The organism is Streptomyces sp. NPDC001514 (assembly GCF_053597075.1).
This window is the reverse complement of sequence record NZ_JBSFHO010000001.1, coordinates 436,792-452,494: the sequence shown is the minus strand read 5'-3', so window position 1 is coordinate 452,494 and position 15,703 is coordinate 436,792. Positions and strand designations below refer to the sequence as shown.

Below are 15,703 nucleotides of genomic sequence, written 5' to 3'. Positions count from 1 at the left end.
ACGCGTTCGGGTCACCGGGCAGCCGGTGTGATCGCGCGCACGTTGCGTAATCGCCGCCGTGAGCGCTGCACTGGAGCCATGCTGACGCGAATCGACCACATCGGGATCGCCTGCTTCGACCTCGACAGGACTGTCGAGTTCTACCGGGCCACGTACGGCTTCGAGGTGTTCCACACCGAAGTCAACGAGGAACAGGGTGTCCGCGAGGCCATGCTCAAGATCAATGAGACCTCGGACGGCGGCGCCTCGTACCTCCAGCTCCTGGAGCCCACCCGCGAGGACTCCGCGGTCGGGAAGTGGCTGGCCAAGAACGGTGAGGGTGTGCATCACATCGCCTTCGGCACGGCCGATGTCGACGGGGACGCTCAGTCCATCCGTGACAAGGGTGTACGGGTCCTCTACGACGAGCCGCGCATCGGTTCGATGGGCTCCCGGATCACGTTCCTGCACCCCAAGGACTGCCACGGTGTGCTCACCGAACTCGTGACGTCCGCCGACCCGTCCTCAGCGGAGCACTGACCTCCGGATTCCTGGCCCGGTAGAGTGGGCGGCTCCGGGCCGGGGCCGGAACGGGGCCGCGCCACGTCCCCGCGTGATCTGACACCATTCCCCGGGGGGCCGTTCGCCGGCGAACGGTGCTCGACTGTAGAGACTTGCGACCAGGGGACGGATGGGACCGCGCAGTGCGGGGCTACGAACGCCAGGAGAGCCACCGAGCTGACGACGACCACCTCTCGCGGTTCGAAGCCGAGATGGACCGGCTGAAGACCGAGCGGGAGAAGGCCGTCCAGCACGCCGAGGACCTCGGATACCAGGTCGAGGTTTTGCGCGCCAAGCTCCACGAGGCGCGCCGCGCTCTCGCGACCCGTCCCGCGTACGACAGCGCCGACATCGGGTACCAGGCCGAGCAGCTGCTCCGTAACGCCCAGATCCAGGCCGACCAGCTGCGCTCGGACGCCGAGCGGGAGCTGCGCGAGGCCCGTGCACAGACCCAGCGCATCCTCCAGGAGCACGCCGAACACCAGGCCCGCCTCCAGGCCGAGCTGCACGCCGAGGCCAACCAGCGCCGCCAGCGCCTCGACCAGGAGCTCGCCGAGCGCCGCCAGACCGTCGAGGCGCACGTCAACGAGAACGTGGCCTGGGCCGAGCAGCTCCGGGCCCGCACCGAGTCCCAGGCCCGCCGGCTCCTCGACGAGTCGCGCGCCGAGGCGGAGCAGGCAATGGCCGCCGCCCGCGCCGAGGCCACCCGCGTCGCCGAGGAGACCCGCCAGCGGCTCGGCTCCGAGGCCGAGACCGCCCGCGCCGAAGCCGAAGCGATCCTGTTGCGCGCCCGCAAGGACGCCGAGCGGCTGCTGAACGCCGCATCGACCCAGGCGCACGAGGCCACCACCCACGCCGAGCAGCTGCGCTCCACGACCAGTGCCGAGTCCGACCAGGCCCGCCAGCAGGCCGCGGAGCTCAGCCGCGCCGCCGAGCAGCGGCTGCAGGAGGCCGAGGAGAAGCTGCGTGTGGCCCGCGCGGAGGCCGAGAAGGTCGTCACGGAGGCCAAGGAGAGCGCGAGCAAGACGCTGGCGAGTGCCGAGTCGGCCAACGAGCAGCGCACCCGTACCGCCAGGTCGGAGATCGCCCGGCTGGTCGGCGAGGCCACGAAGGAGTCCGAGACCCTCAAGGCCGAGGCCGAGCAGGCGCTCGCGGACGCCCGCGCCGAGGCGGAGAAGCTCCTCGCGGAGGCCGCCGACAAGGCCCGTACGGTCGCCGCCGAGGACTCCGCCGCACAGCTCGCCAAGGCCGCCCGCACCGCGGAAGAGGTCCTCAACAAGGCCTCCGAGGAGGCCAAGGCCACCACGCGCAAGGCCACCGAGGAGGCCGAGCGCATCCGTCGCGAGGCCGAGGCCGAGGCGGACCGGCTGCGCGCCGAGGCCCATGACACGGCCGAAGAGCTCAAGGGCGCCGCGAAGGACGACACCAAGGAGTACCGGGCCAAGACGGTCGAGCTGCAGGAGGAGGCGCGGCGGCTGCGCGGCGAGGCCGAGCAGCTGCGCGCCGAGGCCGTCGCCGAGGGCGAGCGGATCCGCAGCGAGGCGCGCCGCGAGGCCGTCCAGCAGATCGAGGAGGCGGCCAGGTCCGCCGAGGAGCTGCTGACCAAGGCGAAGGCCGACGCGGACGACGTCCGTTCCGGGGCGACCGCGGACAGCGAGCGGGTCCGGACGGAAGCGATCGAGCGGGCGACGACGCTGCGTCGGCAGGCCGAGGAGACGCTGGAGCGCACCCGCGCCGAGGCGGACCGGCTGCGCGCCGAGGCCGAGGAGCAGGCCGATCACACCCGTGCCGAGGCGGAGTCCGCGGCCCGTGAGACGCGTGAGGAAGCGGCGCGCGCCGCGGTCGCCCGCCGTCGCGAGGCCGACGAGGAGCTGACCCGGCTGCACACGGAGGCGGAGGCCCGGCTCGTCTCCGCCGAGCAGGCGCTGTCCGAGGCCCGCACGGAGAGCGAGCGGATCCGCAGGGAGACCGCGGAGGAGACCGAGCGGCTGCGCAGCGAGGCCGCCGAGCGGATCCGTACGCTCCAGGCGCAGGCCGAGCAGGAGGCCGAGCGGCTGCGCGACGAGGCGGCCGCGGACGCTTCGGCCTCGCGCGCCGAGGGCGAGGCCGTGGCCGTACGGCTGCAGAGCGAGGCCGCCGCCGAGGCCGAGCGGCTGAGGACGGAGGCGCAGGAGAGCGCGGACCGGATCCGCAGCGAGGCCGCGGCCGCCGCCGAGCGCGTCGGTCAGGAGGCCACGGAGGCCCTGGCGGCCGCGCAGGAGGAGGCGAGCCGGCGCCGCCGGGAGGCCGAGGAGATCCTCGCCGCGGCCCGTACGGAGGCGGACCAGGAGCGCGAGCAGGCCCGCGAGCAGAGCGAGGAGCTGCTGGCCTCGGCCCGCAAGCGGGTCGAGGAGGCGCAGACCGAGGCGCAGCGCCTGGTCGAGGAGGCGGACCGGCGGGCCACCGAGATGGTGTCGGCCGCCGAGCAGACCGCCCAGCAGGTACGGGACTCCGTGTCGGGTCTCCAGGAGCAGGCCGAGCAGGAGATCGCCGGGCTGCGCAGCGCCGCCGAGCACGCCGCGGAGCGTACGAGGACCGAGGCGCAGGAGGAGGCGGACCGGGTCCGCGCCGATGCGTACGCGGAGCGGGAGCGCGCCACCGAGGACGCGAACCGCATCCGGGCGCGCGCCGACGACGAGGCGGAGGCCGCGAAGGCGCTCGCCGAGCGGACCATGGCCGAGGCCATCGCGGAGTCGGAGCGGCTGCGTTCGGACACCGCGGAGTACGCCCAGCGGATGCGTACGGAGGCGTCGGACGCGGTCGCCTCCGCGGACCAGGACGCGGCGCGGACGCGTGCGGACGCCCGCGAGGACGCCAACCGCATCCGTTCCGAGGCCGCGGCGCAGGCGGACCGGCTGGTGGGCGAGGCGACGAGCGAGTCCGACCGGATCACGACCGAGGCGTCGGAGCTGCTGTCGCTCGCCGAGCATGACGCGGCGCGGCTGCGCACCGAGGCCGAGCAGGTCAAGGCGGACGGCGAGGCGGAGGCCGAGGGTCTGCGGGCGGCCGCCCGCACGGACGCCGAGCAGGTGCTGGACGAGGCCCGGAAGGCCGCCGACAAGCGCCGTGGGGACGCCGCCGAGCAGGCCGACCAGCTCATCGCCGAGGCTTCCGCCGAGGCCGAGCGGCTGCGCGCCGAGGCGGCCGAGACCGTCGGCTCCGCCCAGCAGAGCGCGGAGCGCATCCGGGCCGAGGCCGAGCGGGTGCGCGCCGATGCCGAGAGCGCGGCGGAGCAGATGCGTGCCGAGGCGCGGGAAGAGGCGGACCGTACGCTCGACGCGGCCCGTCAGGACGCGGCGAAGCGGCGTGCGGACGCCGCCGAGCAGGCGGACCAGCTCATGGCCAAGGCCCAGGAGGAGGCGCTGCGCGCCACCACCGAGGCCGAGGAGCAGGCCGACACGATGGTGGGCGCCGCCCGCAAGGAGGCCGAACGGCTGGTCGCCGAGGCGACCGTCGAGGGCAATTCCCTCGTGGAGAAGTCCCGGACGGACGCCGACGATCTACTGGTGGGTGCGCGCAGCGACGCGACCGCCGTCCGGGAGCGCGCGGAGGAGCTTCGTACCCGTGTCGAGAGCGAGGTCGAGGAGCTGCACGAGCGGGCCCGCCGCGAGTCCGCCGAGCAGATGAAGGCGGCGGGCGAGCGCTGCGACCAGCTGGTCAAGGCGGCGACCGAGCAGCTGGCCGAGGCCGAGGCGAAGGCCAAGGAGCTCGTGTCGGAGGCCAACTCGGAGGCCGGCAAGGTGCGGATCGCCGCGGTGAAGAAGGCCGAGGCGCTCCTCAAGGAGGCCGAGCAGAAGAAGGCCGCGCTGGTTCGCGCCGCCGAACAGGTGAAGGCGGAGGCGGACCGCGAGGCCGACCGCATGATCGCGGACGGCAAGCGGGAGCTCGACGTGCTCGTGCGCAGGCGGGAGGACATCCAGGCGGAGATCTCCCGTGTCCAGGACGTACTGGAGGCGTTGGAGTCGTTCGAAGCGCCGACCTCCAAGGCCGGATCGGGCAGCGGTTCCGGCGCGGGCGGGGTCAAGGCGGGTGCGGCAGCGGGGGTTACACGTTCGAGTAGCAAGCCTTCCGAGGGCTAGCCACTCAAAAGGCTGGACATTCTCCATATCAAACGGGCATCCGCTCGATGACACGCCGCTTCGGCGCCTAGGATTCCCCCTAACACCTCACCGGTCTCATTCGACAGGAACCCCATGAGCGACACTTCCTCCCCCTTCGGCTTCGAGCTCGTGCGGCGTGGGTACGACCGCGGTCAGGTGGATGACCGCATTACCAAACTCGTCGCCGATCGTGACAGTGCTCTCGCACGGATCACCTCTCTGGAAAAGCGCATCGAGGAGCTCCACCTCGAGACGCAGAATGCCCAGTCCCAGGTCAACGACGCGGAGCCGTCGTACGCCGGACTCGGTGCGCGTGTCGAGAAGATCCTCCGCCTCGCCGAGGAGGAGGCGAAGGACCTGCGCGAGGAGGCCCGTCGCGCCGCCGAGCAGCACCGTGAGCTCGCCGAGTCGGCGGCCCAGCAGGTGCGCAACGACGCGGAGGCGTTCGCGTCCGAGCGCAGGCAGAAGGCCGAGGACGAGGGCGTCCGGATCGTCGAGAAGGCCCAGGGCGAGGCGAACACGCTGCGCGCCGACGCGCAGAAGGACGCGCAGTCCAAGCGCGAGGAGGCGGACGCGCTCTTCGAGGAGACCCGCGCGAAGGCCGCTCAGGCGGCGGCCGACTTCGAGACGAACCTGGCGAAGCGCCGCGAGCAGTCCGAGCGGGACCTGGCGTCGCGTCAGGCGAAGGCCGAGAAGCGGCTGGCGGAGATCGAGCACCGGGCCGAGCAGCTGCGCCTGGAGGCGGAGAAGCTGCGTACGGACGCGGAGCGCCGCGCGCGCCAGACGGTGGAGACCGCGCAGCGTCAGGCCGAGGACATCGTCGCGGACGCGAACGCGAAGGCGGACCGGATCCGTTCGGAATCCGAGCGCGAGCTGGCGGCGCTGACGAACCGCCGCGACTCGATCAATGCGCAGCTGACGAACGTCCGCGAGATGCTGGCGACGCTGACCGGTGCGGCCGTGGCCGCGGCGGGCACGCCCGCCGACGACGAGCCGATCTCCCGGGGCGTGCCGGCCCAGCAGACCCGCTAGTCGCTGCCCCGCGCAGGCGGTACGTGTCGCCCGTGCCCGGTGCCTTTACGGCGCCGGGCACGGGCGTTGTTTGCGTCTGCGGGCCCATGGGTGGTTCGTGCGCACCCGTTCCGCCCCGGCGGAACGACTACCCACAAACCACGGGCAACCGTGGGGCCACGGCGGCGTCAGCCGCCGGTTACCCAAAGCGGTGGCGCAGGCCATCCCCCGCCCGTAGCGTGAACGCATGATCGAGCTCGAGGGTCTCACCAAGCGCTTCGGCGCCAAGGTCGCGGTCGACCACCTCTCGTTCCAGGTCCGTCCCGGCGTCGTGACCGGCTTCCTCGGACCCAACGGAGCAGGCAAGTCGACGACGATGCGCATGATGCTGGATCTGGACAATCCCACCAGCGGGACGGTCCGGATCGACGGCAAGCACTACCGGGACCTTCAGGAACCGCTCAAGTACATCGGCGCGCTGCTGGACGCCAAGGCGATGCACGGCGGCCGCACTGCGTACAACAACCTCCTCTGCCTCGCGCAGGCCAACCGGATTCCGGAGCGGCGGGTCGCCGAGGTCCTCGATCTCGTCGGGCTGACGCCGGTCGCCAGGAAGAAGTCCAAGAGTTTCTCGCTCGGTATGGGGCAGCGGCTGGGAATCGCTTCCGCGCTGCTCGGTGACCCTCAGGTGCTGCTCTTCGACGAGCCGGTCAACGGTCTTGATCCCGAGGGAATTCACTGGATCCGCAATCTGATGAAACTGCTCGCGTCCGAGGGGCGGACGATCTTCGTCTCCTCGCATCTGATGAGTGAAATGGCCCTCACCGCAGAGCACTTGATCGTGATCGGCCAGGGCAAGCTCCTCGCGGATACGTCGATGGCCGATTTCATCCACCAGAACTCCCGCAGTTATGTACGGCTCCGCTCCCCGCAGCAGGAGCGGCTGCGCGATGTCCTCCACGAGCAGGGCCTGACCGCCATCGAGTCGGGCAACGGCACGCTGGAGATCGACGGCGCCACCACCGAGCAGCTCGGTGAGCTGGCCGCGCAGCACCGGATCGTGCTCCATGAACTGAGCGCCCAGCGGGCCTCGCTGGAGGAGGCCTTCATGCAGATGACGGCGGGCGCGGTCGAGTACCACGCGCACTCCACCGACACCGGAACGACCGCCCCGCAGTGGGCCCCGCGCAACAAGGGAGCCTGACCCATGGCCTCGGTACCCGCCGTCCTCCAGTCCGAGTGGACCAAGATCCGTACGGTCTCCTCCACCACCTGGACCCTGGTGAGCGCGTTCGTCGTGACGGTCGCCCTCAGCGCCGCGCTCTGCGCGTTGATGTCCGCGACCTTCGACGATCTGCCGGAGCTGGAGCGGGCCACCTTCGACCCGACGCTGATCAGCTTCTCCGGGATGGTGCTGGGCCAGCTCGCGATGGTCGTCTTCGGCGTGCTCGTGGTCGGCACGGAGTACAGCTCCGGAATGATCCGTACGTCGCTGGCGGCCGTGCCGCAGCGCGCCACGTTCCTGTTCAGCAAGATCGCCGTCGCCGGACTGCTGGCGCTGGTCGTGGGGATGGCGACGAGCTTCCTCACGTTCTTCCTCGGGCAGGCTCTGCTGGGCGACCACGGCACGACCATCGGCGAGGAGAACGTCCTGCGCGCCGTGATCGGCGCCGGGCTCTACATGGGCCTGATCGCGATCTTCTCGATGGGCGTCGCGGCGATGCTGCGCAGCTCGATGCTGTCGCTCGGCATCCTGATGCCGTTCTTCTTCCTGGTCTCCCAGATCCTTTCGGCCGTGCCGTACGCGAAGGACGTCGCCCGGTATTTCCCGGACCAGGCCGGCTCGAAGATCATGCAGGTGATCCCGGACGCGATGAACAGCGACCCGGCGCCGTACGGTCCGTGGGGCGGTCTCGGCATCATGCTGATCTGGGTCGCTGTGGCGCTGCTCGGCGGTTACGCGGTCCTCAAGAAGCGGGACGCGTGACGGACTCGTACTGCTTGGCCGGAACCGTCAAGGGCTGGATATCCTCCTAACTCTTACGGGGGCGTGCGGTCCGATGCGGGCCGTGCCCCGACGACCTGAACTGTCGATGGGGCTGGAGAATGATCGAGGCAGTCGGCCTGACGAAGCGCTACGGCGCCAAGACGGCCGTGGACAACCTTTCCTTCCAGGTGCGGCCCGGTGCCGTCACCGGCTTTCTCGGACCCAACGGCTCCGGCAAGTCGACGACCATGCGCATGATCCTCGGCCTCGACCAGCCGACATCCGGACATGTCACGATCGGCGGCCACCCCTTCCGGCAGCTGCCGAACGCGCCCCGTCAGGTCGGCGCGCTGCTCGATGCCAAGGCCGTGCACGGCGGGCGGAGCGCACGGAACCATCTGCTGTCGCTCGCGCAGCTCTCCGGGATCCCGGCCCGCCGGGTCGACGAGGTACTCGGCGTCGTCGGGCTGCAGGATGTCGCCAAGCGCCGTACCAACGGCTTCTCGCTGGGCATGGGGCAGCGGCTCGGCATCGCCGCCGCGCTGCTCGGCGACCCTCAGGTGCTGCTCTTCGACGAGCCGGTCAACGGTCTCGACCCCGAGGGCATCCTGTGGGTGCGCAATCTGATGAAGTCGCTGGCGGCCGAGGGGCGGACGGTCTTCGTCTCCTCGCATCTGATGAGCGAGATGGCACTCACGGCCGACCATCTGATCGTGATCGGGCGCGGCCGGCTGCTGGCCGACATGAGTGTCAGGGACTTCATCGCGGCCAATTCGGCGGGCTTCGCCCGGGTGCGTACGCCGCAGTCCGAGCCGCAGCAGCGGGAGAAGCTGACGGCCGTCCTCACCGAGGCCGGCGGGCAGGTCATGTCGGAGCAGGACGGGGCGCTGCGGGTGACGGGTCTCGCGCTGCCCCGGATCAGCGATCTGGCGCATGAGGCCGACGTGCGGCTGTGGGAACTGTCGCCGCACCAGGCCTCGCTGGAGGAGGCGTACATGCGGATGACGCAGAGCGCCGTGGACTACCGCTCGACGGACGACCTGAAGGCCGGACTGATGCAGGAGCCGCCGATGGCCCGCGCCGGAGGCGCTGATTGGCTCAGTGACCCGTCGTTGCAGCCGGTCGTCATCCCCGAGGTGCCGCAACAGGGCTGGTACGCCCCGCCGCCGCCCGGGCAGAACCCGTACGCGGCCGAGCCTGCGGCATCCGCGCCCGCCGCGGCCGGGGCCGCAGCGCGCCCCGTACCCGCCGCGCCCGCGCCGGCGCCCGCGCCTGCCGACGACCCGACCAAGCCCGAGGACGCCCGATGACCGCCCCCACCCCCTACCAGCAGCCGGGCGCCTCCTACGCCTCTCCGATCCCGGTGCGCAGGGCCCACCTCGGTGACGCCCTCGCCTCCGAGTGGACCAAGATCCGTTCCGTGCGCTCCACGATGTGGACGCTCGGCGTCATGATCGTGCTGATGCTCGGCGTCGGATCGGGCATCGCCGCGATCATCTCGGCCGTCGGTGAGGCCCCGGTCGAACAGCAGCCGGCCCTCGGCCTCGGCTTCTTCGGCGTGCTGCTCGGATCGATCTGCGTCATCACCCTCGGGGTGCTCACGATCTCGTCCGAGTACGGCACGGGCATGATCCGTACGACGCTGACGGCATGCCCCAGCCGGGCCAGGGTGCTGACGGCGAAGGCGACCGTCTTCTTTCTGCTGGTCTTCGCGGTCACCACGCTGACGGCGACGCTCGTCGCCGTGATCCAGTCGGCGGTCGTGGACGCCCCTCGCGCCTCCGCCGGGGAATGGCTGCGTTCGACCGTGGGCATCGGTCTCTTCATCGCGCTGCTCGGACTGCTGGCGCTGGCGGTCGGGGCGATCATCCGCCACTCGGCCGGCGCGATCACGATCATGATCGGGCTGATGCTGCTGCCGCTGGTGGCCGCGATGTTCATGTTCTCGGAGTCGCTCCTGAAGCTTCAACAGGCCCTGTTGAGCTACTCGATCCCGAGTCTGATCGTCGCGCTCTACGGCGAAGTGGCAGCGGAGGGGACGGGCCCGTCGGGCTGGCAGCCTCTGCTGATCATGCTCGGGGTGACGGCGGTCGCGATGGGCGGCGCGTACCTCACGCTGGACAAGCGCGACGTCTGATCGGACTCAGTACCTGGGCGCGTTACGGGACCGCTGCACTCGCGAGGTGCGGCGGTCCTTCGCGTTCCAGCACGCCTTGTGCCAGTGGCGGCGGTCGTCGACGCCGCCGTGCTCCGGCCAGGCCACCACATGCGGCATACCGGACGGGATCTCCTGGTCGCAGCCCGGGCAGCGGTAGCGCTTGCCGACGGAGCTTGCTCCGGCGACATGACGTACGGACCAGTCCTCGCCCTGCCAGCTCTCGGTCCGCTGCACGCCGCCGTAGCGGTCGCCCGCCTCGCTCGCGCGATCGGTCGGCTTCTCGCCGCCTCGGGGGCGGTTGCGGCGCGGGGACACGTGGCACCTCACGGGGGGACCGGACGGTTTCCCCTCAAGCCTACGGGCCGCGGTCGCGGGTAGGCGTCCCACACGGTGCGATACTCCGGCACCCAGAGGGGCCAGTTACCGGAAAATCGCAACAACTTCACGCGTGGCCGTGCCTTTGGCACGTGTCAGACGTTGTTGCCTGTGTGGGGGGAGTGCCGCGTCGGCCGCAAGGAGGCAGAAGGCGATGCGCGTTGGAGCTTTTGTACTGGCGGCCCAGTTCCCGGGCCAGGGCCAAGGGGAGGCGTTGCACCGGGCGGTGCGGTCCGCCGAGGCCGCGGAGGCGGCCGGACTCGACTCGGTCTGGCTGGCCGAGCACCATTTCGTTCCGTACGGGGTATGTCCGTCGGCCGTGACCCTGGCCGCGCTGCTGCTCGGCCGCACCGAGCGGATCCGGGTGGGCACAGCGGTGAGCGTTCTGCCGACCGCCCATCCCGTGGCGGTCGGCGAGCAGGCGGCGCTGCTGCACCTCACCTCCGGGGGGCGGTTCTCCCTCGGCGTGGGCCGCGGCGGGCCGTGGGTCGATCTGGAGGTCTTCGGCTCCGGTCTCGAGGCGTACGAGAAGGGGTTCCCCGAATCGCTCGATCTGCTGCTGCGGTGGCTGCGCGAGCCCCGTGTGTCGGCGCAGGGAGAACGATTCGCATTCCGTGAAGTCGCCGTCGTACCAAGGCCGGACGAGCTGCTCGACGGACGCGCCGAGGGCCCGGAGGTCATCGTGGCCTGTACGTCCCCGGCGAGCGTCCGGCTCGCGGCCGAGCGCGGGCTGCCGATGCTCCTCGGGATGCACTGCGGCGACGAGGACAAGGCGGAGATGGTCGCACTGTGGCGCAGGCACGCGCTCGACGCGGGTCACTCGCCGGACCTCGTCGCGCGCGCCGGGCATGTGTCGGCGGGTGTGGCCCAGATCGCCGACGGCCGCGCGGAGGCCGAGGAGACCCTGGTGAAGGCGATGCCGGGGTGGCTGAAGAAGGGGCTCGACGCCCATGTCACGGTCGACGGGCGCCCGCGCTCCATGCGCGATCCCGTCGCGTACACGGAGCTGTTGTGCGGGCTGCATCCGGTGGGCCCGCCGCGACTGGCGGCCGACCGGCTCGCGGCGACCTCGGAGCGTACGGGCATCACGCGCTTCGCGCTGCTCGTCGAGGGCTCCGGCGATCTGGCAGCGACCGAGGAGAATGTCCGGCGGCTGGGCACGGAGGTGCTGCCGCAGCTGTCCTGAGCGTGCGGGCCGCACGTCTCGTACGGCCCGCACTCCCCGCGCCGGCCCGTCGTTCCGGCGAATGCTGCCGCCCCGGCATCCGTGCTTAAGGGGATGGTTCCGGTGATGCGGAGCGGCAGCAAAAGACATCAGCAGTCGCGCAGTTCGGGCGACTGATTGAGCAGCTGGGCCCGCACGGAAGTAAAGCGGGCGAGCCGCTCGTCCACCGAGGAGTCCAGCGGGAACACCGCGACGCGGTGGCAGTTCTGGAATGCGAGCCGTACACCGAAGTGCCGCTGCAGGGCCCCCCGGATGGCGTCACTCGCGAGCGCGCGCAACAGCTGACCACGTGCCTGCTCGTCCGGCGGCGGCGTCTGGTTGTCGGCGAACTCGCCGCCGTCCACCTTCAGCTGAGCCACCAGAGAACTGATCATCTCCCATGCGTAGGGCAGGGAGGTCCGGACGCAGTCGACGAATGCAGCTTCGTCGACCTCGCCTCGCTCGGCCTGTTCCAACAGCGCCGGTGAGACGTCGAGCGACATGGGTTCTCCTCTCGCGACCCCGGGAGGCCGGGGTCTTACGGGCAGGGAAGGAGGGCGCGGGCATGACTGAGCACTGTCGATCACGACGACGCAGAGTGCACGGCCGACAACCTCCTGCTTCCACGTTAGGCGCGCTGTCTGGCCTGCACCAGGAGAATGGGAACACAACCGGCCAATAACGATTGCGGACAAGAGGGGCGACCCGAAGGGTCTCGGCCAAGGTCGGCCGCGGGTGACGAGCGCGAATCGCGCGGACCCGGGTCCGTCGAGTAGCGTTGCCGACCATGCGTCTCGTCATCGCCCGTTGTTCCGTGGACTACGCGGGCCGGCTCACCGCCCATCTGCCCTCCGCCCCCCGGCTGATCCTGGTCAAGGCCGACGGCAGCGTCTCCATTCACGCAGACGACCGGGCGTACAAACCACTGAACTGGATGTCCCCTCCCTGCACGCTGAAGGAGGGGGACGACAGCGTCTGGACCGTGGTGAACAAAGCAGGCGAGAAACTGATCATCACGATGGAGGAGGTCCTCCATGACTCGTCCCACGAACTGGGCGTCGACCCGGGGCTCATCAAGGACGGCGTGGAAGCGCACCTCCAGGAGCTCCTGGCAGACCGGATCGAGACACTCGGCGAGGGCTACAGCCTGATCCGCCGCGAGTACCCCACGGCGATCGGTCCGGTGGACATCCTGTGCCGCGACGCCGACGGCGCGACGGTGGCGGTCGAGATCAAGCGCCGCGGCGAGATCGACGGCGTCGAGCAGCTCACGCGCTACCTGGAGCTCCTGAACCGCGACCCCCATCTCGCCCCGGTCCGCGGCGTCTTCGCGGCGCAGGAGATCAAGCCCCAGGCCCGCGTGCTGGCGACGGACCGCGGCATCGGCTGCGTGGTGCTGGACTACGAAGCCCTGCGCGGCATCGAGGACGACAAGCTTCGGCTGTTCTGACCGGCACTCCGTCCCCAGGGCGCCATCCCCCGTGCCCGTCACGCCGGGCGCTGCCCCCTGTTCTCCCCCAGGACCTCGTCCTGGGGGATTGTCATGCGGGACGGCATGCCGGACAGACCTCAGTCGCTCGGGCTCGACCCGTCCGCCGTCGTGCCGCCGCCCGAGCCGTCCGTCGTGCCGCCGCTCGTCGTCTCGCCGCCCGACGTGCTGCCGCTGGAGGTCGTGCCGCCCGTGGACGTCGTGCCGGCGGACGACGTCGTGGAGCCCGTCGTCGTCGGTGACGAGCTGCCGCTGGTCGAGGGGCTCGGCGAAGTGCTACCGCTGGTGGAGGGGCTCGGGGACGTGCTGCCGCTGGTGGAGGGGCTCGGCGAGGTGCCGCCGGACGAGCTGCCGCCCGTCGTCGAAGGCCCGCCGGTGGTCGAGCCCGTCGTCCCCGACGTACCCGAACCGCCCCCGGTCGTCGAGCCGTCGCCGTCCGGCGCGGACGGTTCGCCGACCGAGCCGCTCTCGCCCGGGCCGGTATCGCTCGACGGGTCCGGGTCGTCCGGTTCGGGGGCGCCGCTGTCGGGGGCGTCCGAGGGCCGGTTCGTGGAGGCCTGGGTCGGTTCGTCGGCGTTCAGGCCGTCCGCGCCGTCGTCCTCGTTCGCCGACTGCTCGTTCGTCACCCGGTCCGCGGGGTCTTCGGGGTTGGACGTGGCGCCCAGGGTCACCACCGTGCCGAGGACCGCGGCCAGCAGCGCTCCCGCGCCGGCGGCGACCATGTTGCGGCGGGCGCCCGTGAGGATCGTGCGGCGGATTTTCGTGGCCACGGGCTCCGGTGTGTCGCGGCGGGTGACGAGGGTCTCCTCCGGCGGCACCACCGCGGGGACGCCGCCGGGCGTGGACGCCGACTCCTCGTGGCGCGCGGCCGGGACCTCCTCGCCTGCGAGGCCTCCCGCGCGGTCGGCGACGAGCGCAAGGGCCCGCCGCCCGGCGACGGTTCCGCGCTTGTCGGCGAGCGCGCCGCGCAGCGCGATGGAGGCTTCGAGCTCTGCGCGCGCCCGGTCCAGGTTCCCGGCGCACAGCGCGAGTACGCCGAGCTCATGGTGGAAGTACGCCTCTTCGGCGACGTCGCCCGAAATGCGGGCCGCCTCCTGCCCGGTCCGCAGGGCCCGCTCCCAGGCGCCCCAGTGCAGTCCGGCCGCGAAGGCGGGCGCGGCGCTGCGCGCGAGCAGCACCGCAGCGCTCGGGTGCCCCGCCTCGCGCCCCGGCACCAGCGCGGCCATCGACGCGAGAAGGGCATCCGCCTCGGCCGCGGCCCGCTCGGGCGAGACCGAGGGGTGGCCGGCCCACCAGGCGTAGTGCTGGGCAGCCGTGTGGGCGCGGTCCACCGCGCCCTCGCCGTACCCCGCGGCCTGCAGTTGCGCGGGGACGCCCGCCGCCAGCCGGTAGCGCGAGCCCACGGGCGTGAGCAGTCCACAGCTCGTCAGCTCACCGAGCGCGGCGTCCGCGTGCGTGTCCCCGACGAGCGCCGGCAGATGGGCCTGGTGCGGCACCTCGCCGCCGAGCGCGACGGCGAACCGCAGCGCGTCGCGCGCCGATTCGCTGAGCCGGGAGGCGAGCAGCGCGGCGGGCGCCGCGCCCTCCCCCAGCGTCGGCAGCGGTGCGTCGTGGCCGTCGGCGAAGACGTTGTCGCCGTCCTCGTCCGGGTCCGGGTCCGGGTCCGGGTCCGGGACGCGCAGCGCGTCGCGCTGCCGCAGCAGCGCTCCCGCCTGCACGAAGCGCAGCGGCAGCCCCTCCGACTCGAACCAGAGGTCGCCCGCCCAGTTCGCCTCGTCGTCGGTGAGGGGCCGCTCCACGGCCCGCTCCAGCAGCTGGAGGGCGGCGCTGCGGCCAAGCCCCTTGAGGAACACCTCTTCGAGGTGGGACTCGGGCGACGGCGCGCTGACATCGGGCGTCGCAGCGAGCAGGAAGGCGCATTCGGGCGTGGCGGCGAGCAGCTCGTCGAGCGCGCTGCCGCCGAATTCGAGGTCGTCGACGACGACGACGGCGCCGATGTCACGGACCAGTTCCAGCAGTCGCGCCCGGTCGGGGCGGTGCTGCGGCGCGCTGTGTACGGCGGCGAAGAGCTCGTACAGCAGCTCGGTGGGCGTGCGGTGGTGGCCGGAGAGGCGTACGACACCGTCGGGTGCGAGGTTCGCGCAGTGGGTGGAAACGATGTCGAGGAGGGTGGTACGGCCGGAACCGGCGGGCCCGGTCAGCCGGACCGAACGGCCGCGCCCGAGGAGCCGTAGAAGCCGCTCACGCTCCTCCTCGCGCTCCAGGAGAGGCAATGGAGGGGCCGCGGGCCCCGGCGGCAGCGGCGGCTTGGCGGCGCGGCGCAGCTCCTCGCGCTCCGCGGCGCTGTGCCGGGCGGGCCCGCCGGGCTGCTGTCCCGGCGGGCAGGGCTCTATCTCGCTGCCGTCGACGGGGTTGACGGTGAGCAGGAGGTCACCGGAGACGAGGCGGACGGTGCGCGCGGGCGCGGGTGCCTTCTGAGCGAACTCGGGAGTCACCGCGTCGCGCGGCGGGCGCGGCGCACCGGCGCCGTCGCGCTCGCGCTCACGGTCGCCGTCGTCGAAGCGGTCGTTGTCGTGGCCGTATTCTTCCGGGCCCCGGTTCATCGGGTCCATAGGTCAAAGCCCCCCAGATGGCGTCTCGTGCGGAAGCCCCTCCCGGCCTGTCTGCACGCTCCGCTGTCGCTTCTGGTCCGGTGCCCGCCGCAATGGGTACGTGAATCGGCAGGCGACCGCACCCTAGACCTTCGCCGAGTATCCGGGAACAGCCGGGGTGCCGGGTCGCCCAGGACATCACAATCTCG

12 protein-coding genes are annotated in these 15,703 nt (G+C 71.8%); 9 read left to right on the top strand and 3 right to left on the bottom strand.

Going from position 1 to position 15,703, the window contains the following annotated elements; all coding sequences use genetic code 11:
- The first annotated feature begins 78 nt into the window (after positions 1-78).
- The 7 genes from mce (at position 79) to ACWCXB_RS01950 (ending at position 9,814) form a co-directional block, all read left to right on the top strand.
- Entirely contained in the window at positions 79-519 is a 441-nt protein-coding gene (gene mce / locus ACWCXB_RS01980) for a methylmalonyl-CoA epimerase (protein ID WP_450717944.1), read from the top strand.
- 164 nt (positions 520-683) lie between these two features.
- Positions 684-4,658, top strand: a complete 3,975-nt coding sequence (scy, locus tag ACWCXB_RS01975) for a polarized growth protein Scy (protein WP_450717942.1) — start codon at positions 684-686, stop codon at positions 4,656-4,658.
- 114 nt (positions 4,659-4,772) lie between these two features.
- Entirely contained in the window at positions 4,773-5,711 is a 939-nt protein-coding gene (locus ACWCXB_RS01970; RefSeq protein ID WP_450717940.1) for a cellulose-binding protein, read from the top strand.
- Positions 5,712-5,937: 226 nt separating this feature from the next.
- A complete protein-coding gene (locus ACWCXB_RS01965) occupies positions 5,938-6,894 on the top strand; it encodes an ABC transporter ATP-binding protein (protein ID WP_450717938.1) in 957 nt (318 codons plus the stop codon).
- 3 nt (positions 6,895-6,897) lie between these two features.
- Positions 6,898-7,677: an ABC transporter permease subunit gene (locus tag ACWCXB_RS01960; protein WP_450717936.1), complete on the top strand. Its 780-nt coding sequence runs from the start codon at positions 6,898-6,900 to the stop codon at positions 7,675-7,677.
- A gap of 119 nt (positions 7,678-7,796) precedes the next feature.
- Complete coding sequence (locus tag ACWCXB_RS01955) at positions 7,797-8,987, top strand: ABC transporter ATP-binding protein (RefSeq protein ID WP_450717934.1); 1,191 nt, start codon at positions 7,797-7,799, stop codon at positions 8,985-8,987.
- Complete coding sequence (locus ACWCXB_RS01950; RefSeq protein ID WP_450717932.1) at positions 8,984-9,814, top strand: ABC transporter permease subunit; 831 nt, start codon at positions 8,984-8,986, stop codon at positions 9,812-9,814. Before ACWCXB_RS01955 ends, ACWCXB_RS01950 begins: the two co-directional genes overlap by 4 nt.
- Positions 9,815-9,820: 6 nt before the next feature.
- Here the strand turns inward: ACWCXB_RS01950 and ACWCXB_RS01945 are convergent, their stop codons facing one another.
- Complete coding sequence (locus tag ACWCXB_RS01945; protein WP_450717930.1) at positions 9,821-10,150, bottom strand: ATP/GTP-binding protein; 330 nt, start codon at positions 10,148-10,150, stop codon at positions 9,821-9,823.
- Positions 10,151-10,364: 214 nt separating this feature from the next.
- Between ACWCXB_RS01945 and ACWCXB_RS01940 the strand changes: the two genes are divergently transcribed.
- Positions 10,365-11,396 carry an LLM class flavin-dependent oxidoreductase gene (locus ACWCXB_RS01940; RefSeq protein WP_450717928.1) on the top strand — a complete coding sequence of 344 codons (1,032 nt, stop codon included), beginning with the start codon at positions 10,365-10,367 and terminating at the stop codon, positions 11,394-11,396.
- Between the two features lie 128 nt (positions 11,397-11,524).
- Here ACWCXB_RS01940 and ACWCXB_RS01935 read toward each other — a convergent pair whose 3' ends face one another.
- Positions 11,525-11,917: an SCO5389 family protein gene (locus tag ACWCXB_RS01935; protein ID WP_017946869.1), complete on the bottom strand. Its 393-nt coding sequence runs from the start codon at positions 11,915-11,917 to the stop codon at positions 11,525-11,527.
- A 284-nt stretch (positions 11,918-12,201) separates the two neighbouring features.
- On the opposite strand from ACWCXB_RS01935, the gene nucS reads away from it, so the two are divergent.
- Entirely contained in the window at positions 12,202-12,864 is a 663-nt protein-coding gene (gene nucS, locus ACWCXB_RS01930; RefSeq protein ID WP_450717926.1) for an endonuclease NucS, read from the top strand.
- A gap of 119 nt (positions 12,865-12,983) precedes the next feature.
- Here the strand turns inward: nucS and ACWCXB_RS01925 are convergent, their stop codons facing one another.
- On the bottom strand, positions 12,984-15,515 hold the full coding sequence (locus ACWCXB_RS01925; protein ID WP_450717924.1) for an ATP-binding protein: 2,532 nt from the start codon (positions 15,513-15,515) through the stop codon (positions 12,984-12,986).
- Positions 15,516-15,703: the final 188 nt, after the last annotated feature.

Bases quoted from the DNA above. Each gene is read 5' to 3' on its own strand.
- mce (WP_450717944.1), top strand. From the start codon at position 79: ATGCTGACGCGAATCGACCACATCGGGATCGCCTGCTTCGACCTCGAC.
- ACWCXB_RS01970 (WP_450717940.1), top strand. From the start codon at position 4,773: ATGAGCGACACTTCCTCCCCCTTCGGCTTCGAGCTCGTGCGGCGTGGG.
- ACWCXB_RS01965 (WP_450717938.1), top strand. From the start codon at position 5,938: ATGATCGAGCTCGAGGGTCTCACCAAGCGCTTCGGCGCCAAGGTCGCG.
- ACWCXB_RS01960 (WP_450717936.1), top strand. From the start codon at position 6,898: ATGGCCTCGGTACCCGCCGTCCTCCAGTCCGAGTGGACCAAGATCCGT.
- ACWCXB_RS01955 (WP_450717934.1), top strand. From the start codon at position 7,797: ATGATCGAGGCAGTCGGCCTGACGAAGCGCTACGGCGCCAAGACGGCC.
- ACWCXB_RS01950 (WP_450717932.1), top strand. From the start codon at position 8,984: ATGACCGCCCCCACCCCCTACCAGCAGCCGGGCGCCTCCTACGCCTCT.
- ACWCXB_RS01940 (WP_450717928.1), top strand. From the start codon at position 10,365: ATGCGCGTTGGAGCTTTTGTACTGGCGGCCCAGTTCCCGGGCCAGGGC.
- ACWCXB_RS01935 (WP_017946869.1), bottom strand. From the start codon at position 11,917: ATGTCGCTCGACGTCTCACCGGCGCTGTTGGAACAGGCCGAGCGAGGC.
- nucS (WP_450717926.1), top strand. From the start codon at position 12,202: ATGCGTCTCGTCATCGCCCGTTGTTCCGTGGACTACGCGGGCCGGCTC.
- ACWCXB_RS01925 (WP_450717924.1), bottom strand. From the start codon at position 15,515: ATGGACCCGATGAACCGGGGCCCGGAAGAATACGGCCACGACAACGAC.